The organism is Pseudomonas sp. C 49-2 (assembly GCF_003970195.1).
GTDB lineage: Bacteria > Pseudomonadota > Gammaproteobacteria > Pseudomonadales > Pseudomonadaceae > Aquipseudomonas > Aquipseudomonas canadensis.
The window spans coordinates 377,004-392,331 of sequence record NZ_RXYG01000002.1; the positions used below are offsets into that span (position 1 = coordinate 377,004).

15 protein-coding genes are annotated in these 15,328 nt (G+C 60.3%); 10 read left to right on the forward strand and 5 right to left on the reverse strand.

The genetic code is table 11. The features are described from left to right. Nucleotides 1-115 precede the first annotated feature (115 nt). Nucleotides 116-1,570, reverse strand: a complete 1,455-nt coding sequence (gene thiI / locus EJ576_RS05205; protein WP_126569689.1) for a tRNA uracil 4-sulfurtransferase ThiI — start codon at nucleotides 1,568-1,570, stop codon at nucleotides 116-118. Between the two features lie 334 nt (nucleotides 1,571-1,904). On the opposite strand from thiI, the gene glnA reads away from it, so the two are divergent. The 5 genes from glnA to ntrC all read left to right on the forward strand — a co-directional run bounded on the left by glnA (nucleotide 1,905) and on the right by ntrC (nucleotide 7,290). Next, nucleotides 1,905-3,311 (forward strand): type I glutamate--ammonia ligase, encoded by a 1,407-nt coding sequence (gene glnA, locus EJ576_RS05215; protein ID WP_016979133.1) that lies wholly within the window; start codon nucleotides 1,905-1,907, stop codon nucleotides 3,309-3,311. A gap of 134 nt (nucleotides 3,312-3,445) precedes the next feature. Continuing rightward, complete coding sequence (locus tag EJ576_RS05220) at nucleotides 3,446-3,982, forward strand: chorismate mutase (protein WP_126569691.1); 537 nt, start codon at nucleotides 3,446-3,448, stop codon at nucleotides 3,980-3,982. A gap of 77 nt (nucleotides 3,983-4,059) precedes the next feature. Next, entirely contained in the window at nucleotides 4,060-4,485 is a 426-nt protein-coding gene (locus EJ576_RS05225) for a cupin domain-containing protein (RefSeq protein WP_126569692.1), read from the forward strand. Between the two features lie 286 nt (nucleotides 4,486-4,771). Further along, nucleotides 4,772-5,857 carry a nitrogen regulation protein NR(II) gene (gene glnL / locus EJ576_RS05230; protein WP_016979130.1) on the forward strand — a complete coding sequence of 362 codons (1,086 nt, stop codon included), beginning with the start codon at nucleotides 4,772-4,774 and terminating at the stop codon, nucleotides 5,855-5,857. Next, complete coding sequence (ntrC, locus tag EJ576_RS05235) at nucleotides 5,854-7,290, forward strand: nitrogen regulation protein NR(I) (protein ID WP_003218003.1); 1,437 nt, start codon at nucleotides 5,854-5,856, stop codon at nucleotides 7,288-7,290. The genes glnL and ntrC overlap by 4 nt, the downstream gene beginning before the upstream one ends. Nucleotides 7,291-7,828: 538 nt before the next feature. On the opposite strand, the gene EJ576_RS05245 is transcribed toward ntrC, so the two are convergent. Continuing rightward, on the reverse strand, nucleotides 7,829-8,269 hold the full coding sequence (locus tag EJ576_RS05245) for a hypothetical protein (protein WP_126569693.1): 441 nt from the start codon (nucleotides 8,267-8,269) through the stop codon (nucleotides 7,829-7,831). Between EJ576_RS05245 and EJ576_RS05250 the strand changes: the two genes are divergently transcribed. Continuing rightward, nucleotides 8,268-8,723 (forward strand): tRNA (cytidine(34)-2'-O)-methyltransferase, encoded by a 456-nt coding sequence (locus tag EJ576_RS05250; RefSeq protein ID WP_010213874.1) that lies wholly within the window; start codon nucleotides 8,268-8,270, stop codon nucleotides 8,721-8,723. The two genes, EJ576_RS05245 and EJ576_RS05250, sit on opposite strands and share 2 nt — an antisense overlap. Before the next feature lie 118 nt (nucleotides 8,724-8,841). Here the strand turns inward: EJ576_RS05250 and secB are convergent, their stop codons facing one another. From secB to EJ576_RS05265, 3 genes are read right to left on the reverse strand one after another with little or no spacing between them, the layout of a single operon-like run. Then, nucleotides 8,842-9,321: a protein-export chaperone SecB gene (secB, locus tag EJ576_RS05255; protein ID WP_010213875.1), complete on the reverse strand. Its 480-nt coding sequence runs from the start codon at nucleotides 9,319-9,321 to the stop codon at nucleotides 8,842-8,844. A 41-nt stretch (nucleotides 9,322-9,362) separates the two neighbouring features. Further along, on the reverse strand, nucleotides 9,363-9,617 hold the full coding sequence (gene grxC, locus EJ576_RS05260) for a glutaredoxin 3 (protein ID WP_016979125.1): 255 nt from the start codon (nucleotides 9,615-9,617) through the stop codon (nucleotides 9,363-9,365). A gap of 1 nt (nucleotide 9,618) precedes the next feature. Next, nucleotides 9,619-10,032 (reverse strand): rhodanese-like domain-containing protein, encoded by a 414-nt coding sequence (locus EJ576_RS05265; protein WP_034108758.1) that lies wholly within the window; start codon nucleotides 10,030-10,032, stop codon nucleotides 9,619-9,621. A gap of 151 nt (nucleotides 10,033-10,183) precedes the next feature. Between EJ576_RS05265 and gpmI the strand changes: the two genes are divergently transcribed. The 4 genes from gpmI to EJ576_RS05285 all read left to right on the forward strand — a co-directional run bounded on the left by gpmI (nucleotide 10,184) and on the right by EJ576_RS05285 (nucleotide 15,266). Next, entirely contained in the window at nucleotides 10,184-11,710 is a 1,527-nt protein-coding gene (gpmI, locus tag EJ576_RS05270) for a 2,3-bisphosphoglycerate-independent phosphoglycerate mutase (protein ID WP_122730400.1), read from the forward strand. A 138-nt stretch (nucleotides 11,711-11,848) separates the two neighbouring features. After that, nucleotides 11,849-13,144, forward strand: a complete 1,296-nt coding sequence (locus EJ576_RS05275) for a murein hydrolase activator EnvC (protein ID WP_126569694.1) — start codon at nucleotides 11,849-11,851, stop codon at nucleotides 13,142-13,144. A 30-nt stretch (nucleotides 13,145-13,174) separates the two neighbouring features. Continuing rightward, on the forward strand, nucleotides 13,175-14,491 hold the full coding sequence (locus EJ576_RS05280) for a S41 family peptidase (RefSeq protein ID WP_028615370.1): 1,317 nt from the start codon (nucleotides 13,175-13,177) through the stop codon (nucleotides 14,489-14,491). 1 nt (nucleotide 14,492) lies between these two features. Continuing rightward, nucleotides 14,493-15,266 (forward strand): divergent polysaccharide deacetylase family protein, encoded by a 774-nt coding sequence (locus EJ576_RS05285; protein WP_068935632.1) that lies wholly within the window; start codon nucleotides 14,493-14,495, stop codon nucleotides 15,264-15,266. The last annotated feature ends 62 nt before the right edge of the window (nucleotides 15,267-15,328 follow it).

Genomic DNA, 15,328 nt, shown 5'->3' on the forward strand with positions numbered 1-15,328 from the left:
GGTGTGCTGACAGGTCGTGGCAGCGATTAACAGTAGAGTCAGGCCTTGCCGTTACAGCTTGACGGCAGAGTCGGGGGGCCGGTGACGCAGGCCACAGGCAAACAGCCCCGGGCTCTTAGCTCGGTCGATAAACGCGCACATTGGCATGCCCCTCACTGAGCAAATGGTGGGCATGCAGGCGACTCATCACGCCTTTGTCGCAATACAGCAGGTACTGACGGCTGTTATCCAGTTCCTTGAAACGCGCGTTCAATGCATAAAACGGCAGCGTTTGTACGTCGATGCCAGGAATTTCCAGCGGCTCATCTTCAGCGGCATCCGGGTGACGGATGTCGACGACGATCTGGCCGGCCAGGGCTTCGCTGACTTCTTCGATCTTCACATCCTGGCCCAGTTCGTCGATCACGCGATCGATCGGGACCAGTTTGGCATTCTCGAGCGCACGCTCCAGAATCGCCATGTCGAATTCTTTCTCTTCATGCTCCACGCGATGACGCTTGGCGTGGGTCTTGGGGTTCACCGAGATGACCCCGCAGTACTCAGGCATGTGCTTGGCGAAGTCGGCGGTGCCGATTTCTTCTGCCAGGTCGATGATGTCCTGCTTGTGGCTGGCGATCAGTGGGCGCAACACCAGCTTCTCGGTGACGCAGTCGATGATCGACAGGTTCGGCAGCGTCTGGCTGGACACCTGGGAGATCGCCTCGCCGGTCACCAGCGCGTCGATCTGCAAGCGGTCGGCAATCTGCGACGCGGCGCGCAACATCATACGCTTCAATACCACGCCCATATGACCGTTATCGACTTTGCCGAGAATTTCGCCCAGCACTTCTTCGAACGGCACACTCACAAATAGCACGCGTTGGGAGCTGCCGTACTTCTTCCAGATAAAGTGCGCAACTTCCATCACGCCCAATTCGTGTGCACGTCCACCCAGGTTAAAGAAGCAGAAGTGGCTCATCAGGCCACGGCGCATGATCTGGTAAGCGGCAACCGTGGAATCGAAACCACCGGACATCAAGACCAGGGTCTGTTCCAGGGCGCCCAACGGGTAGCCGCCGATACTGTTGTGCTGGCTGTGGATCACAAACAACCGTTGGTCGCGAATTTCCATGCGCACTTCAATTTGCGGCGCTTTCAGGGAAATTCCAGCTGCGCCGCACTCGCGACGCAGCTTGCTGCCGACGTATTTCTCGACATCCATGGAGCTGAAAGTGTGCTTGCCGGCACGCTTGCAGCGCACCGAAAAGATCTTGCCTTCAAGCTCACTGCCGTAGTGCTGTTTGCACTTCTCGGTGATGTCGTCGAAGTCGCCCAGCGGGTACTCATCCACCTGCAGGAAATGCGCGATGCCCGGCATGCAGCTCAGGCGCTCGGTCATGTCCTTCAAGGCTTTGGGCTCGGTGACACGGGTTTCCAGCTCGAGGTTGTCCCACACGCCGCTCACCACCACAGCCGGGTCCAGATCGCGGAGCACGGCACGGATGTTCTTGGCCAACTGACGGATGAAACGCGTCCGTACCGGTCGGCTCTTGATGGTGATCTCGGGGAAGACTTTAACGATTAATTTCATGGAAACAGCGCGCGCCGGGCCTGCTGAAAAAGGGGGGCGCGGATTATAGCGGAAATCGCTCAAGGTTTAACCAGTTAATATGCATCGCAAGCGCAACGCACTAAGGAGGTGCATTTATGCGCCTTTGCGCTACATTGCGGTGCGCTATTTTTGGGCGTTTGTCGCAATGCACCTTTATAGGGGCGTTTTTGGAGCAGAAAACCCATGTTGGCGCACTGGCATGCAATTTGCTCTCTTGTGAGGCAGGTTGCCATGGCGGACTATCCGCGCCGGCATCACCCACATTCTAAGGGCTAACTCCACTACCCCAGCCCGAAGCCACCCGGAGGACACTATGTCGAAGTCGGTTCAACTCATCAAAGATCATGACGTTAAATGGATTGATCTGCGCTTCACGGACACCAAAGGCACTCAGCACCACGTGACCATGCCGGCTCGCGACGCGCTGGATGAAGCTTTCTTCGAAGAAGGCAAAATGTTCGACGGTTCCTCCATCGCTGGCTGGAAAGGCATCGAAGCCTCCGACATGATCCTGATGCCGGACGACAGCACTGCCGTACTCGACCCGTTCACCGAAGAGCCGACCCTGATCCTGGTCTGCGACGTGATCGAGCCTTCGACCATGCAAGGCTACGACCGCGACCCACGTGCGATCGCCAAGCGTGCCGAGGAATACCTGAAGTCCACCGGTATCGGTGACACCGTATTCGTAGGCCCAGAGCCAGAATTCTTCATCTTCGACCAAGTGAAGTTCAAGTCCGACATCTCCGGCTCCATGTTCAAGATCTACTCCGAACAAGGCTCCTGGATGTCCGACCAAGACGTGGAAGGCGGCAACCATGGCCACCGTCCAGGTATCAAAGGTGGCTACTTCCCAGTTCCGCCGTTCGACCACGACCACGAAATCCGTACCTCCATGTGCAACGCCATGGAAGACATGGGCCTGGTCATCGAAGTGCACCACCACGAAGTGGCCACTGCCGGTCAGAACGAAATCGGTGTGAAGTTCAACACCCTGGTTGCCAAGGCTGACGAAGTACAGACCCTGAAGTACTGCGTACACAACACTGCAGTCGCTTACGGCCGTACCGCTACCTTCATGCCTAAGCCACTGTACGGCGATAACGGTTCGGGTATGCACGTTCACCTGTCCATCGCCAAAGATGGCAAGAACACCTTCGCTGGCGAAGGTTATGCCGGCCTGTCCGACACTGCCCTGTACTTCATCGGCGGTATCATCAAGCACGGTAAGGCCCTGAACGGCTTCACCAACCCGTCGACCAACTCCTACAAGCGTCTGGTCCCAGGTTTCGAAGCACCGGTCATGCTGGCCTACTCGGCGCGCAACCGTTCCGCTTCGATCCGTATTCCTTACGTGTCCAGCCCTCGCGCTCGTCGTATCGAAGCCCGCTTCCCGGATCCAGCAGCCAACCCGTACCTGGCCTTCGCTGCCCTGGTAATGGCCGGCCTGGACGGTATCCAGAACAAGATCCACCCAGGCGACGCCGCCGACAAAAACTTGTACGACCTGCCGCCTGAAGAGGCCAAAGAGATCCCACAAGTGTGCGGCAGCCTGAAAGAAGCCCTGGAAGAGCTGGACAAGGGCCGTGCGTTCCTGACCAAAGGCGGCGTGTTCAGCGACGACTTCATCGACGCTTACATCGGCCTGAAAAGCGAAGAAGAAATCAAGGTTCGCACCTTCGTACACCCACTGGAATACGAGCTGTACTACAGCTGCTGATCCGGTAGCGCTGCTTCCTTGAGAGCGGCGTGACGAAAAAGACCTCCTTCGGGAGGTCTTTTTTTTGCCTGACATAAAAGCCTGGCACCTTCACTATTGAGGCCTCGCCCAACCGCCCGACAAGGAAACCGACCTTGAACCTCCGAATCGCCTTTGCCCTGCTATTGATCAGCACCAACGCCTCTGCGGCGCCCGCCACGCTCGCCCCGCTGCTCAACAGCATCGCCGAACGCCTGGAGATCGCCGACCAGGTAGCCCTGAGCAAATGGGACAGCCACAAGCCGGTAGAGGACAAAAAGCGCGAACAGGAAGTGATCGCCAGCGTCGTCGCCCAGGCACCGAGCTACAAATTGGCGCCTGCCGCCGTCGAGCAGTTTTTCTCGGCGCAGATCGAGGCGAACAAACTGGTGCAGTACACCCATCTGTCAGACTGGCAGTTCCAGGGCAAGGCACCTGACGATCCGCGCCCGGACCTAGTGAAACAGATCCGCCCGCAGTTGGACGAATTGCAAAAACGCCTGCTGCAGCAATTGGCTGACTTCACCCCGCAGCGCACCGATCCACAGTGCACACAATGGCTGGCCGAAGCCGTGCATGAGCCGCTGAACGATCCGCTGCGTCAACTGGCGATGATCCGTGCCACGGCCGAGCTCTGCGTTCGACCTACCTGATTTGAGGAACCGTCCTGCATCGTCACCTGGGCCGACAGCCATAGCCTGAGCGTTCACTCAATGAACAGGATGGAACCATGGACACCTTCAAGGGCTTGATTGCTGCTGCGGTAGGTTTGTCGTTGCTGGGCTGCGGCACGCAGGCAAAGGATGCGGCACAGATCGAGAAAGAGGTTTTGCTTGAACGCAGCGAGTCGTGGGATGGCACACCCTACAAAGCCTACCCCTCCGGCCCGCCGCAGCTCACGCTGATTCGCCTGAAGATCCCTGCGCGCACGCAACTGCCATGGCACACCCACCCCATGCCCAACGCCGCCTATATCGTTTCGGGTGAGTTGACCGTCGAGGCCCGCAGCAGTGGGGCTACGCGCACCTTGAGGCAAGGCCAACCCCTGGCCGAGATGGTGGGCACCGAGCATCGCGGCGTCACCGGAGACACCCCGGTGGAGCTTCTGGTGTTTTATGCGGGCACACCGGGCATGCCGCTGTCAGAGCAACACTGACCCCCACGGACCGTTTTCACCCGCTTTGAAAACGGTCCGCTTACTACTTCCTGAACAACCTTCACAAAACCGCACTATATTGGTGCGACAGACTGCACCCTACCCACCTTCCCAGCCCATTTTGGTTCGAAACTTCCCGAGCGAGCCGGCAGAACGCCACAGTTTCGCGCCTAAAACCCCCATTTCAGGGCTTGGACGCTTCTTTTCGGAGCCTTGGTTTGGTTTTTGCATTTTCCTTGTATCAGCGTGTGCCTCAAGCCCGCGCCTTGCTCCAAAAGAGGTCCTGATGACCATCAGCGATGCACTGCACCGATTGCTTCTCGACAACCTGACCACCGCGACCATCCTGCTCAATGACGACCTGCGTCTTGAGTACATGAACCCGGCGGCGGAGATGCTCCTGGCCATCAGCGGCCAGCGCAGCCATGGGCAGTTCATCAGCGAATTGTTCACCGAGTCGGCCGAAGCCTTGAGTTCGTTGCGCCAGGCGGTGGAGCAGGCGCACCCGTTCACCAAGCGCGAAGCGATGCTCACGGCGCTTACGGGCCAGACGCTGACCGTCGATTACGCCGTGACCCCGATCCTGAGCAACGGCGCCACCCTGCTGTTGCTGGAAGTGCATCCCCGCGACCGCCTGCTGCGCATCACCAAGGAGGAAGCGCAGCTGTCCAAGCAGGAGACCAGCAAGATGCTGGTGCGCGGGCTGGCCCATGAGATCAAGAACCCACTCGGCGGCATCCGTGGCGCGGCCCAATTGCTGGCCCGCGAGCTGCCGGACGAGAATCTCAAGGACTACACCAACGTCATCATCGAAGAGGCCGACCGCCTGCGTAACTTGGTGGACCGCATGCTCGGCTCCAACAAGCTGCCGTCGCTGGCGATGACCAACGTGCACGAAGTGCTGGAGCGTGTCTGCCAACTGGTCGAGGCGGAAAGCCAAGGCTGCATCACCTTGGTGCGCGACTACGACCCAAGCATTCCCGATGTATTGATCGACCGCGAACAGATGATCCAGGCGGTACTCAATATCGTGCGCAACGCCATGCAGGCCATCAGCAGCCAGAACGAGCTGCGTCTGGGCCGCATCAGCCTGCGCACCCGCGCCCTGCGCCAGTTCACCATTGGCCACGTGCGCCATCGCCTGGTGACCAAGGTCGAGATCATCGACAACGGTCCGGGCATTCCTGCGGAACTCCAGGAAACCATTTTCTTTCCCATGGTCAGTGGCCGCCCGGACGGTACCGGGCTGGGCCTGGCCATTACCCAGAACATCATCAGCCAGCATCAGGGCCTGATCGAATGTGAGAGCCATCCTGGCCACACCACCTTCTCGATCTTTCTGCCACTGGAACAAGGAGCCCCATCGACATGAGCCGTAGTGAAACTGTCTGGATCGTCGATGACGACCGTTCTATCCGCTGGGTCCTCGAGAAAGCCTTGCAACAGGAAGGCATGACCACCCAGAGTTTCGACAGCGCCGACGGCGTGATGAGCCGCCTGGCGCGCCAGCAGCCCGACGTGATCATCTCCGACATCCGCATGCCCGGCGCCAGTGGCCTGGACCTGCTGGCGCGCATCCGCGAACAGCACCCGCGCCTGCCGGTGATCATCATGACCGCGCACTCGGACCTGGACAGCGCTGTCGCGTCCTATCAGGGCGGTGCCTTTGAATACCTGCCCAAGCCGTTCGACGTGGACGAGGCGGTGGCGCTGGTCAAGCGCGCCAACCAGCACGCCCAGGAACAGCAGAACCAGGAAGCCCCGCCGGCCCTGACCCGTACCCCGGAAATCATCGGCGAAGCGCCGGCGATGCAGGAAGTGTTTCGCGCCATCGGGCGCTTGAGCCATTCCAACATCACCGTGCTGATCAACGGCGAATCGGGCACCGGTAAAGAACTGGTCGCCCATGCACTGCACCGCCACAGCCCACGGGCGGCCTCGCCGTTCATTGCGCTGAACATGGCGGCGATTCCCAAGGACCTGATGGAGTCCGAGCTGTTCGGCCATGAAAAAGGCGCGTTCACTGGCGCAGCCAACCTGCGCCGCGGCCGCTTTGAACAGGCGGACGGCGGCACGCTTTTCCTCGATGAAATCGGCGACATGCCGGCCGACACCCAAACCCGCTTGCTGCGGGTGCTGGCGGACGGTGAGTTCTATCGCGTGGGCGGGCACACGCCGGTCAAGGTGGATGTGCGCATCATTGCGGCGACCCACCAGAATCTGGAAACCCTGGTCCACGCGGGTAAATTCCGTGAGGACTTGTTCCATCGCCTCAACGTAATCCGCATTCACATTCCACGGATGTCAGACCGTCGCGAAGACATTCCGACCCTGGCCCGCCATTTCCTCAGCCGCGCTGCCCAGGAGCTGGCGGTCGAGCCGAAACTGCTGAAAAGCGAGACCGAGGAATACCTGAAGAACCTGCCGTGGCCGGGCAACGTGCGCCAACTGGAGAACACCTGCCGCTGGATCACGGTGATGGCGTCCGGGCGCGAAGTGCACATCAGCGACCTGCCGCCGGAGCTGCTGAGCCTGCCGCAGGACTCCGCCCCTGTGACCAACTGGGAGCAGGCTTTGCGCCAATGGGCCGACCAGGCACTGGCACGCGGTCAGTCGAACCTGCTAGACAGCGCCGTGCCGGCGTTCGAGCGGATCATGATCGAAACCGCCCTCAAGCACACCGCTGGCCGCCGTCGCGACGCCGCCGTGCTGCTGGGCTGGGGCCGCAATACCTTGACCCGCAAGATCAAGGAATTGGGGATGAAGGTCGACGGTGGTGATGACGACGAAGGTGATGAGGGCTAAACCCAACTTCTGAATCGCTGAAAATCTAATGTGGGAGCCGGGCTTGCCCGCGATGGCGGAGCGTCAGTCACCGAAAAGGTTGGCTGATACACCGCCATCGCAGGCAAGCCAGCTCCCACATTTGTTTTGTGCTGAGCCAAAGACTGTGCACTGCTTCAATGCACCATGAACCGGCATTGGGCATGGATCCAATGCTCGAAACCTCAGACGCACAGATATAAAGATAAACACCGAAAACACCAAAACCCCGTATTCCGGGGCTTTGCGCTTTCTGTATAAATTTTTTGGCACACTTTGGCGACTCTGGCACGCGCCCTGCAACAACCCTTGCACTACCCAGTTTCGGGGACCTTGGTACAGGCAGGCCGAGAATCCCCTCTTTACACCCGGGGTGCTTGATGCGAACAGCGTCGCGCTCCACACCGTTTTGGGGAACCTCGGTACAGGCAGGCCGGGGATTCCCTCTTTAACACTGAAGCCCTCAAGGCTTCACCCCGTTTTGGGAGCCCTGGTACAGGCAGGCCGGGAACTCCCTCTTTTATTGCTCTTGGAGATGGATCTCCAGCCGCCAGCGGCCGTCAGCCTCCTCTCCTTTCCATTCCCCACGCAACGGCCGAGCCGCCACCAGGTTTAACAACAGGCCGCCGTCGGTCTTGCGCACGCGCCAGTTCACATCCTTTTCATTGACCTTGAGTTGCCCACTGGCTGCCTTGCCTTGCGCGTCGAACAGCAGCGCCACGGTGCCGTCGATATGCTCGCCGTGCAGCTTGGGTTCGCTGTTGAACCACACCACCACGCCGTCCGCCGCGGTCTCGACCAGTTGCAATTCGACCGGGTCCGGGGTGGTCAGTCGGCCGATCATCAGGCCCACCATCAAGCCAACAATTGCCAAAGAGCCCATGACCCGCGGCATAAGCTTCGGCCTTGGGTCCTCTTCGGGGGTAGAATGCAGCGCATCTTTGCCTTCGGAGCCGTGCATGTTTCACGTCATCCTTTTTCAACCAGAAATTCCGCCGAATACCGGCAACGTTATCAGGCTGTGCGCCAACAGTGGCTGCCACCTGCATTTGATCGAGCCTTTGGGCTTCGACATGGACGACAAGCGCCTGCGCCGTGCCGGTTTGGACTACCACGAGTACGCCACGCTCAAGCGCCACGCCGACCTGGCCAGCTGCCTGGAAAGCCTGGGGCACCCGCGGCTGTTCGCGTTCACCACCAAGGGCTCGCAGCCGTTCCATGATGTCAGCTTTGCCGAAGGCGACGCCTTCCTGTTCGGCCCGGAAAGCCGGGGCCTGCCGGCCGAGGTGCTTGACGCCCTGCCCGATGGCCATCGCCTGCGTTTGCCGATGCGCGAGGGCTGCCGCAGCCTGAACCTGTCCAACACCGTGGCCGTTGCCGTCTACGAAGGCTGGCGCCAACTCGGCTTCAAATAACACACATAACAAATGTGGGAGGGGGCTTGCCCCCGATGACGGAGTGCCAGTCGACATCTATGTGACTGATACGCCGCTATCGGGGGCAAGCCCCCTCCCACATTTTTACCACGTCGACTTATTGAACCGTCGACGAACCTTCCTGTTGCATGCGCTGCAGCTCTTGGGCGTACAGGGCATCGAAGTTCACCGGAGCCAGCATCAGCGCAGGGAACGAGCCACGGGTGACCAGGCTGTCCAGGGTCTCACGGGCATACGGGAACAGGATGTTCGGGCAGAACGCGCCCAGGGTGTGGCTCATGGACGCTTCGTCCAGGCCCTGGATCAGGAAGATACCGGCCTGTTGCACTTCAGCGATGAAGGCCACTTCTTCGCCGTTCTTGACGGTCACAGACAGGGTCAGCACCACTTCGTGGAAGTCGCCTTCCAGGGCTTTTTGGCGGGTGTTCAGGTCCAACGCAACGCTTGGGGTCCATTCCTGGCGGAAGATGGCCGGGCTTTTCGGCGCTTCGAACGACAGGTCACGCACGTAGATGCGCTGCAGCGAGAACTGTGGCGCTTGGGCTTCTGCAGCTTCGGTGTTCTGTTGGTCAGTCATCGCAGATCCTTGTGATCTTGGGGTCTTTTAGGGTTTAGGAGTCAGACGAGCAGCAGCGCATCGAGTTTACCGGCGCGCTCAAGGGCGAACAGGTCGTCGCAACCACCGATGTGCTTGGCGCCGATCCAGATCTGCGGCACGGACGTGCGCCCCGCCTTCTGGGCCATTTCGGCGCGCACCTGGGGTTTGCCGTCGACCTTGATTTCTTCGAAGGCAACGCCCTTTTTCTCAAGCAGGGCCTTGGCCCGCATGCAGTAAGGGCACCAATCGCTGGAATACACGACAACCTGGGTCATATCACTTCACCAGCGGCAGGTTATCGGCGCGCCAGCTGCTGATGCCACCGGACAGCTTGGCAGCGGTGAAACCGGTCTTGAGCATTTCGCGGGCGTGGGTGCCGGCGTGCTGGCCTTGGGCATCGACCAGGATGATGGTCTTGGCCTTGTGCTTTTCCAGCTCGGCCAGGCGCGCGATCAGCTTGTCCTGCGGAATGTTCAGGGCACCGACGATGTGGCCGGCGGCGAAATCCTTGGCTGGGCGGATGTCCACGACAACGGCCTCGTCCTTGTTGACCAGCGCGGTCAGCTCCGCCGTGCTCAGGCTGCGGCCACCGCGGCTCAATTCGTGAGCGATCAGCAGCGCCAGCAGGATGACGAAGGCACCCACAAGCAGATAGTGGGCAGTGGCAAATGCAATCAGGTGATCAACCATCAAGGAGGTTCCAGGGCGTTAAAATGGCGGTAAGTATACACAGCCGTCAGGGGGGGCCAACCCCCGTAAAGCGGTGACGTGGTCGGAACTTCGCTTTAAACTGCCACTCCCTTTTCAATTGTCTTCCTTTATTACCGCCGCGAGAGGATCTATGACTACTACGCCTAAACCTTTGGTCCTGATAATTCTCGATGGCTTCGGACACAGTGAAAGCCACCACGACAACGCGGTATACGCGGCCAAGAAGCCGGTACTCGACCGCCTGACCGCCACCGTACCCAACGGCCTGATCTCCGGCTCGGGCATGGATGTGGGCTTGCCGGACGGCCAGATGGGCAACTCGGAAGTCGGCCACATGAACCTCGGCGCCGGACGAGTGGTATATCAAGACTTCACCCGTGTGACCAAAGCGATCCGCGATGGCGAGTTCTTCGAGAACCCAACCATCTGCGCCGCGGTAGATAAAGCAGTAGCCGCTGGCAAGGCCGTGCACTTCATGGGCTTGCTGTCCGATGGCGGCGTCCACAGCCACCAGGATCACTTGGTCGCCATGGCCGAACTGGCCTTCAAGCGCGGCGCCGACAAGATCTACCTGCACGCCTTCCTCGACGGCCGTGACACCCCGCCAAAAAGCGCGCAGTCGTCCATCGAACTGCTCGATGCCACTTTCGCCGCCCTCGGCAAAGGCCGCATCGCCAGCCTGGTGGGCCGTTACTTCGCCATGGACCGCGACAACCGCTGGGACCGCGTCGCCCAGGCCTACAACCTGATCGTCGACGGCCAGGCCGAATTCCACGCCGCCACCGCCCAGGAAGGCCTGGAAGCCGCCTACGCCCGTGGCGAGAGCGATGAATTCGTCAAAGCCACCACCATTGGTGAGCCGGTGAAAGTAGAAGACGGTGACGCCGTAGTGTTCATGAACTTCCGCGCCGACCGCGCCCGCGAGCTGAGCCGCGTGTTTGTCGAAGACGGTTTCAAGGAGTTCGAACGCGCCCGCCAGCCGAAAGTGCAGTACGTGGGCCTGACCCAGTACGCCGCCAGCATCCCGGCCCCCGCCGCCTTTGCAGCAGGCACCTTGGATAACGTGCTGGGCGACTACCTGGCAAAAAACGGCAAGACCCAGCTGCGCATTGCCGAAACCGAAAAATACGCCCACGTGACCTTCTTCTTCTCCGGCGGCCGCGAAGAGCCGTTCCCGGGCGAAGAACGCATCCTGATCCCATCGCCAAAGGTCGCCACCTACGACCTGCAGCCGGAAATGAGCGCACCGGAAGTCACCGACAAGATCGTCGACGCCATCGAACACCAGCGTTACGACGTGATCGTGGTCAACTACGCCAACGGCGACATGGTCGGCCACAGCGGCAACCTGGAAGCCGCAACCAAGGCCGTGGAATGCCTGGACCTGTGCGTCGGCCGCATCGTCGATGCCCTGGAAAAGGTCGGCGGCGAAGCACTGATCACTGCAGACCACGGCAACTGCGAGCAGATGTCCGACGAATCCACCGGCCAGGCTCACACCGCTCACACTACCGAACCGGTACCGTTCATCTATGTCGGCAAGCGTGATTTCAAGGTGCGTGATGGCGGCGTGCTGGCGGATGTGGCGCCGACCATGCTGAAACTGATGGGGCTGGAGAAACCGGTGGAGATGACGGGGACTTCGATATTGGTTTAAACCTCTAAACCAACCGATTAAATCGCCCTAAACGGCTTTTTATGACGAACGCCTCAAAGCAGTTGGCTTTGAGGCGTTTTTTTTGCTGCGCTTGGCGGGCATACTAGGCCGTCCATTTCCCTGGTGTCGCCCGCCTCTATGCTTCGCGCCTTGATTAACCTTGCTCTTGTCTGCCTGCTCCAACCGGCGTTTGCCGATGAGCGCGCACAAACCCAACAACAGTTGGACGCTACGCGTCAGGACATTACCGAGCTGAAAAAACTGCTCGGCAAGCTCCAGGAAGAGAAATCCGGGGTGCAGAAAGACCTGCGCGGCACGGAAACCGAGATGGGCAAGCTGGAAAAGCAGGTCCAGGAGTTGCAAAAAGAATTAAAGAAGAGCGAGTCGGAACTGGAGCGACTCGACGCTGAGAAAAAAAAACTCCAGAGCGCACGCGTTGAACAGCAACGCCTGATCGCGATCCAGGCCCGTGCTGCCTACCAGAACGGCCGCCAGGAATACCTCAAGCTGCTGCTCAACCAGCAGAATCCTGAGAAATTCGCGCGCACCCTGACCTACTACGACTACCTGAGCAAGGCCCGCCTGGAGCAACTGAAAAGCTTCAATGAGACCCTGCGCCAGTTGGTCAACGTCGAACAGGAAATCGGCAACCAGCAATCCCAGCTGCAAGACCAGAAAGTCGCCCTCGACACCCAGCGCAACGAATTGGACAAGGTCCGCAAGGAACGCCAACTGGCCTTGGCCAAACTCAATGACGACGTAAAGGCCCGTGACGCCAAGCTGCAGGCCCGCGAGCAGGACCAGGCCGACCTGGCCAAAGTGCTCAAGACCATCGAAGAAACCCTGGCCCGCCAGGCACGCGAGGCCGAAGAAGCGCGGCAGAAAGCGCTGATCGCCCAGCAGGAAGCCGAAAAAAAGCGTCAGCGTGAAGCTGAGCTGGCTGCCAGCTCGGACGCTCCGGCCCCGCGTAAACCGGCACATGCAGCCCCTGGCCCGCTGGTTTCCAGCGCCGGTGAGAACTTCGGCGGCCCTTTTGCTTCAGCTCGCGGCAAACTTCCATGGCCCGTTGATGGTCGATTACTGGCACGCTTTGGGGAAACCCGCGGCGATGACACCCGCGCGAAGTGGGATGGCGTGATGATCAGCGCCTCCGCCGGCAGCCAGGTGCACGCCGTCCACGGTGGGCGCGTGGTGTTTGCCGATTGGCTGCGCGGCGCCGGTTTGTTGGTGATTCTTGACCACGGTAATGGCTATTTGAGCCTTTACGGCCACAATCAGACTTTACTCAAGTCGGCAGGTGACGTTGTAAAAGCCGGTGAATCCATCTCCACTGTCGGTAACAGTGGTGGCCAGGACACGCCGGCGCTGTACTTCGCTATTCGTCAGCAGGGTCGCCCGAGCGATCCTGCACAATGGTGCCGTTCCCAAGGATAGGGCTGCATCTACATTAGGAGTTCGTTCGACATGCTGCATTTGTCCCGCCTCACTTCGCTGGCCCTGACGATCGCCCTGGTGATCGGCGCGCCTCTGGCATTTGCCGACCAGGCTGCACCCGCCACAGCCGCGACCTCTGCCGCAACCACTAAGGCGCCGTTGCCGCTGGACGAGCTGCGCACCTTTGCCGAGGTCATGGACCGGATCAAAGCCGCCTATGTCGAACCCGTAGATGACAAGACCCTGCTGGAAAATGCCATCAAGGGCATGCTCAGCAACCTCGACCCGCACTCCGCCTACCTGGGCCCGGAAGATTTCGCCGAGCTGCAGGAAAGCACCAGCGGTGAGTTCGGCGGGCTGGGTATTGAAGTCGGTTCCGAAGACGGCAACGTCAAGGTGGTCTCGCCGATCGATGACACTCCGGCGTCCAAGGCCGGCATCCAGGCCGGCGACTTCATCGTGAAGATCAACGGCCAGCCGACCCGTGGCCAGACCATGACCGAAGCCGTCGACAAGATGCGCGGCAAGATCGGCCAGAAAATCACCCTGACCCTGGTACGCGACGGCGGCAACCCGTTCGACGTGACGTTGACCCGCGCGACCATTGTGGTCAAGAGCGTGAAGAGCCAGCTGCTGGAGTCGGGCTACGGTTACATCCGCATCACCCAGTTCCAGGTCAAGACCGGCGACGAAGTGGCCAAGGCCCTGGCCAAGCTGCGCAAGGATAACGGCAAGAAGCTCAACGGCATCGTGCTCGACCTGCGTAACAACCCAGGCGGCGTATTGCAGTCGGCGGTGGAAGTGGTCGACCACTTCATCACCAAGGGCCTGATCGTCTACACCAAGGGCCGTATTGCCAACTCCGAACTGCGCTTCTCGGCTACCGGCAACGACCTCAGCGAAAACGTGCCATTGGCCGTGCTGATCAACGGCGGCAGCGCCTCGGCCTCGGAGATCGTCGCCGGCGCCCTGCAAGACCAGAAACGCGGTGTATTGATGGGTACCACCAGCTTCGGCAAGGGCTCGGTACAAACCGTGCTGCCGCTGAACAACGAGCGCGCGCTGAAAATCACCACCGCACTGTACTACACGCCGAACGGTCGCTCGATCCAGGCCCAGGGCATCGTGCCGGACATCGAGGTGCGCAAGGCCAAGATCACCAACGAGATCGACAGCGAGTACTACAAAGAGGCAGACCTGCAAGGTCACTTGGGCAATGGCAACGGTGGCGCCGACCAGCCAACCGGCAGCAGCAAGAAAGCCAAGCCGATGCCGCAGGATGACGACTACCAATTGGCCCAGGCGTTGAGCCTGCTCAAAGGCCTGAGCATCACACGCAGCCGTTGATATGCGCTTTGCCCTGATCATCGCTGTGCTGTGCAGCCTGGCCGGGGTCGCCCAAGCGACCTCAGCCGGCGAGCCTCACAAAGCCTACCTGACGCTCATCATCGACGACCTCGGGCAAAACCTGCCCCGGGACCGTCGCGTGCTGGCCCTGCCTGGGCCTGTCACGACGGCGATCATGCCCGACACGCCCCACGCCGCCGAATTTGCCCGCGAAGCTCACAAGGCCGGCAAGATCGTGATCCTGCACATGCCCATGGACCCAGCCACCGGTCCGTTCGCCTGGCACCCCGAGTTGACCATCGAAGAACTGGGCAAGCGCCTGGACGCCGCTTTCAAGGCAGTGCCCTACACCGCCGGTATCAACAACCACATGGGCAGCCGCATGACCGCACAACCGGCTGCCATGGCCTGGCTGATGGCCGAGCTGCAACGGCGCAACAAGTTCTTTGTCGACAGCCGCACCAGCGCACAGACCGTCGCGGCGGCCGAAGCGCAGAAGATCGGCCTGGCCCACGTCTCGCGGGATGTGTTCCTGGATGACGAGCGCACCGAAGCAGCGATCACTACGCAATTGCAGACCGCAATCAAACTGGCGCACAAGCAGGGTTCAGCGGTGATGATCGGCCACCCTTATCCACAAACCCTGGCGGTGCTGGAGCGCGAGCTGCCCAAGCTCAAGGCCCAGGGCGTCGACTGGATTGATATCAAGTTGATGATCAGCGTGCGCAGCAATCGCGCCATGGCCGGTCACGGCAAAGATGGCATCTATCGCTAGATAGTTACCACTCACGCAGTTCCATATTCCCGAATAGTGCGCGTACATGTGGCAAGAACGCC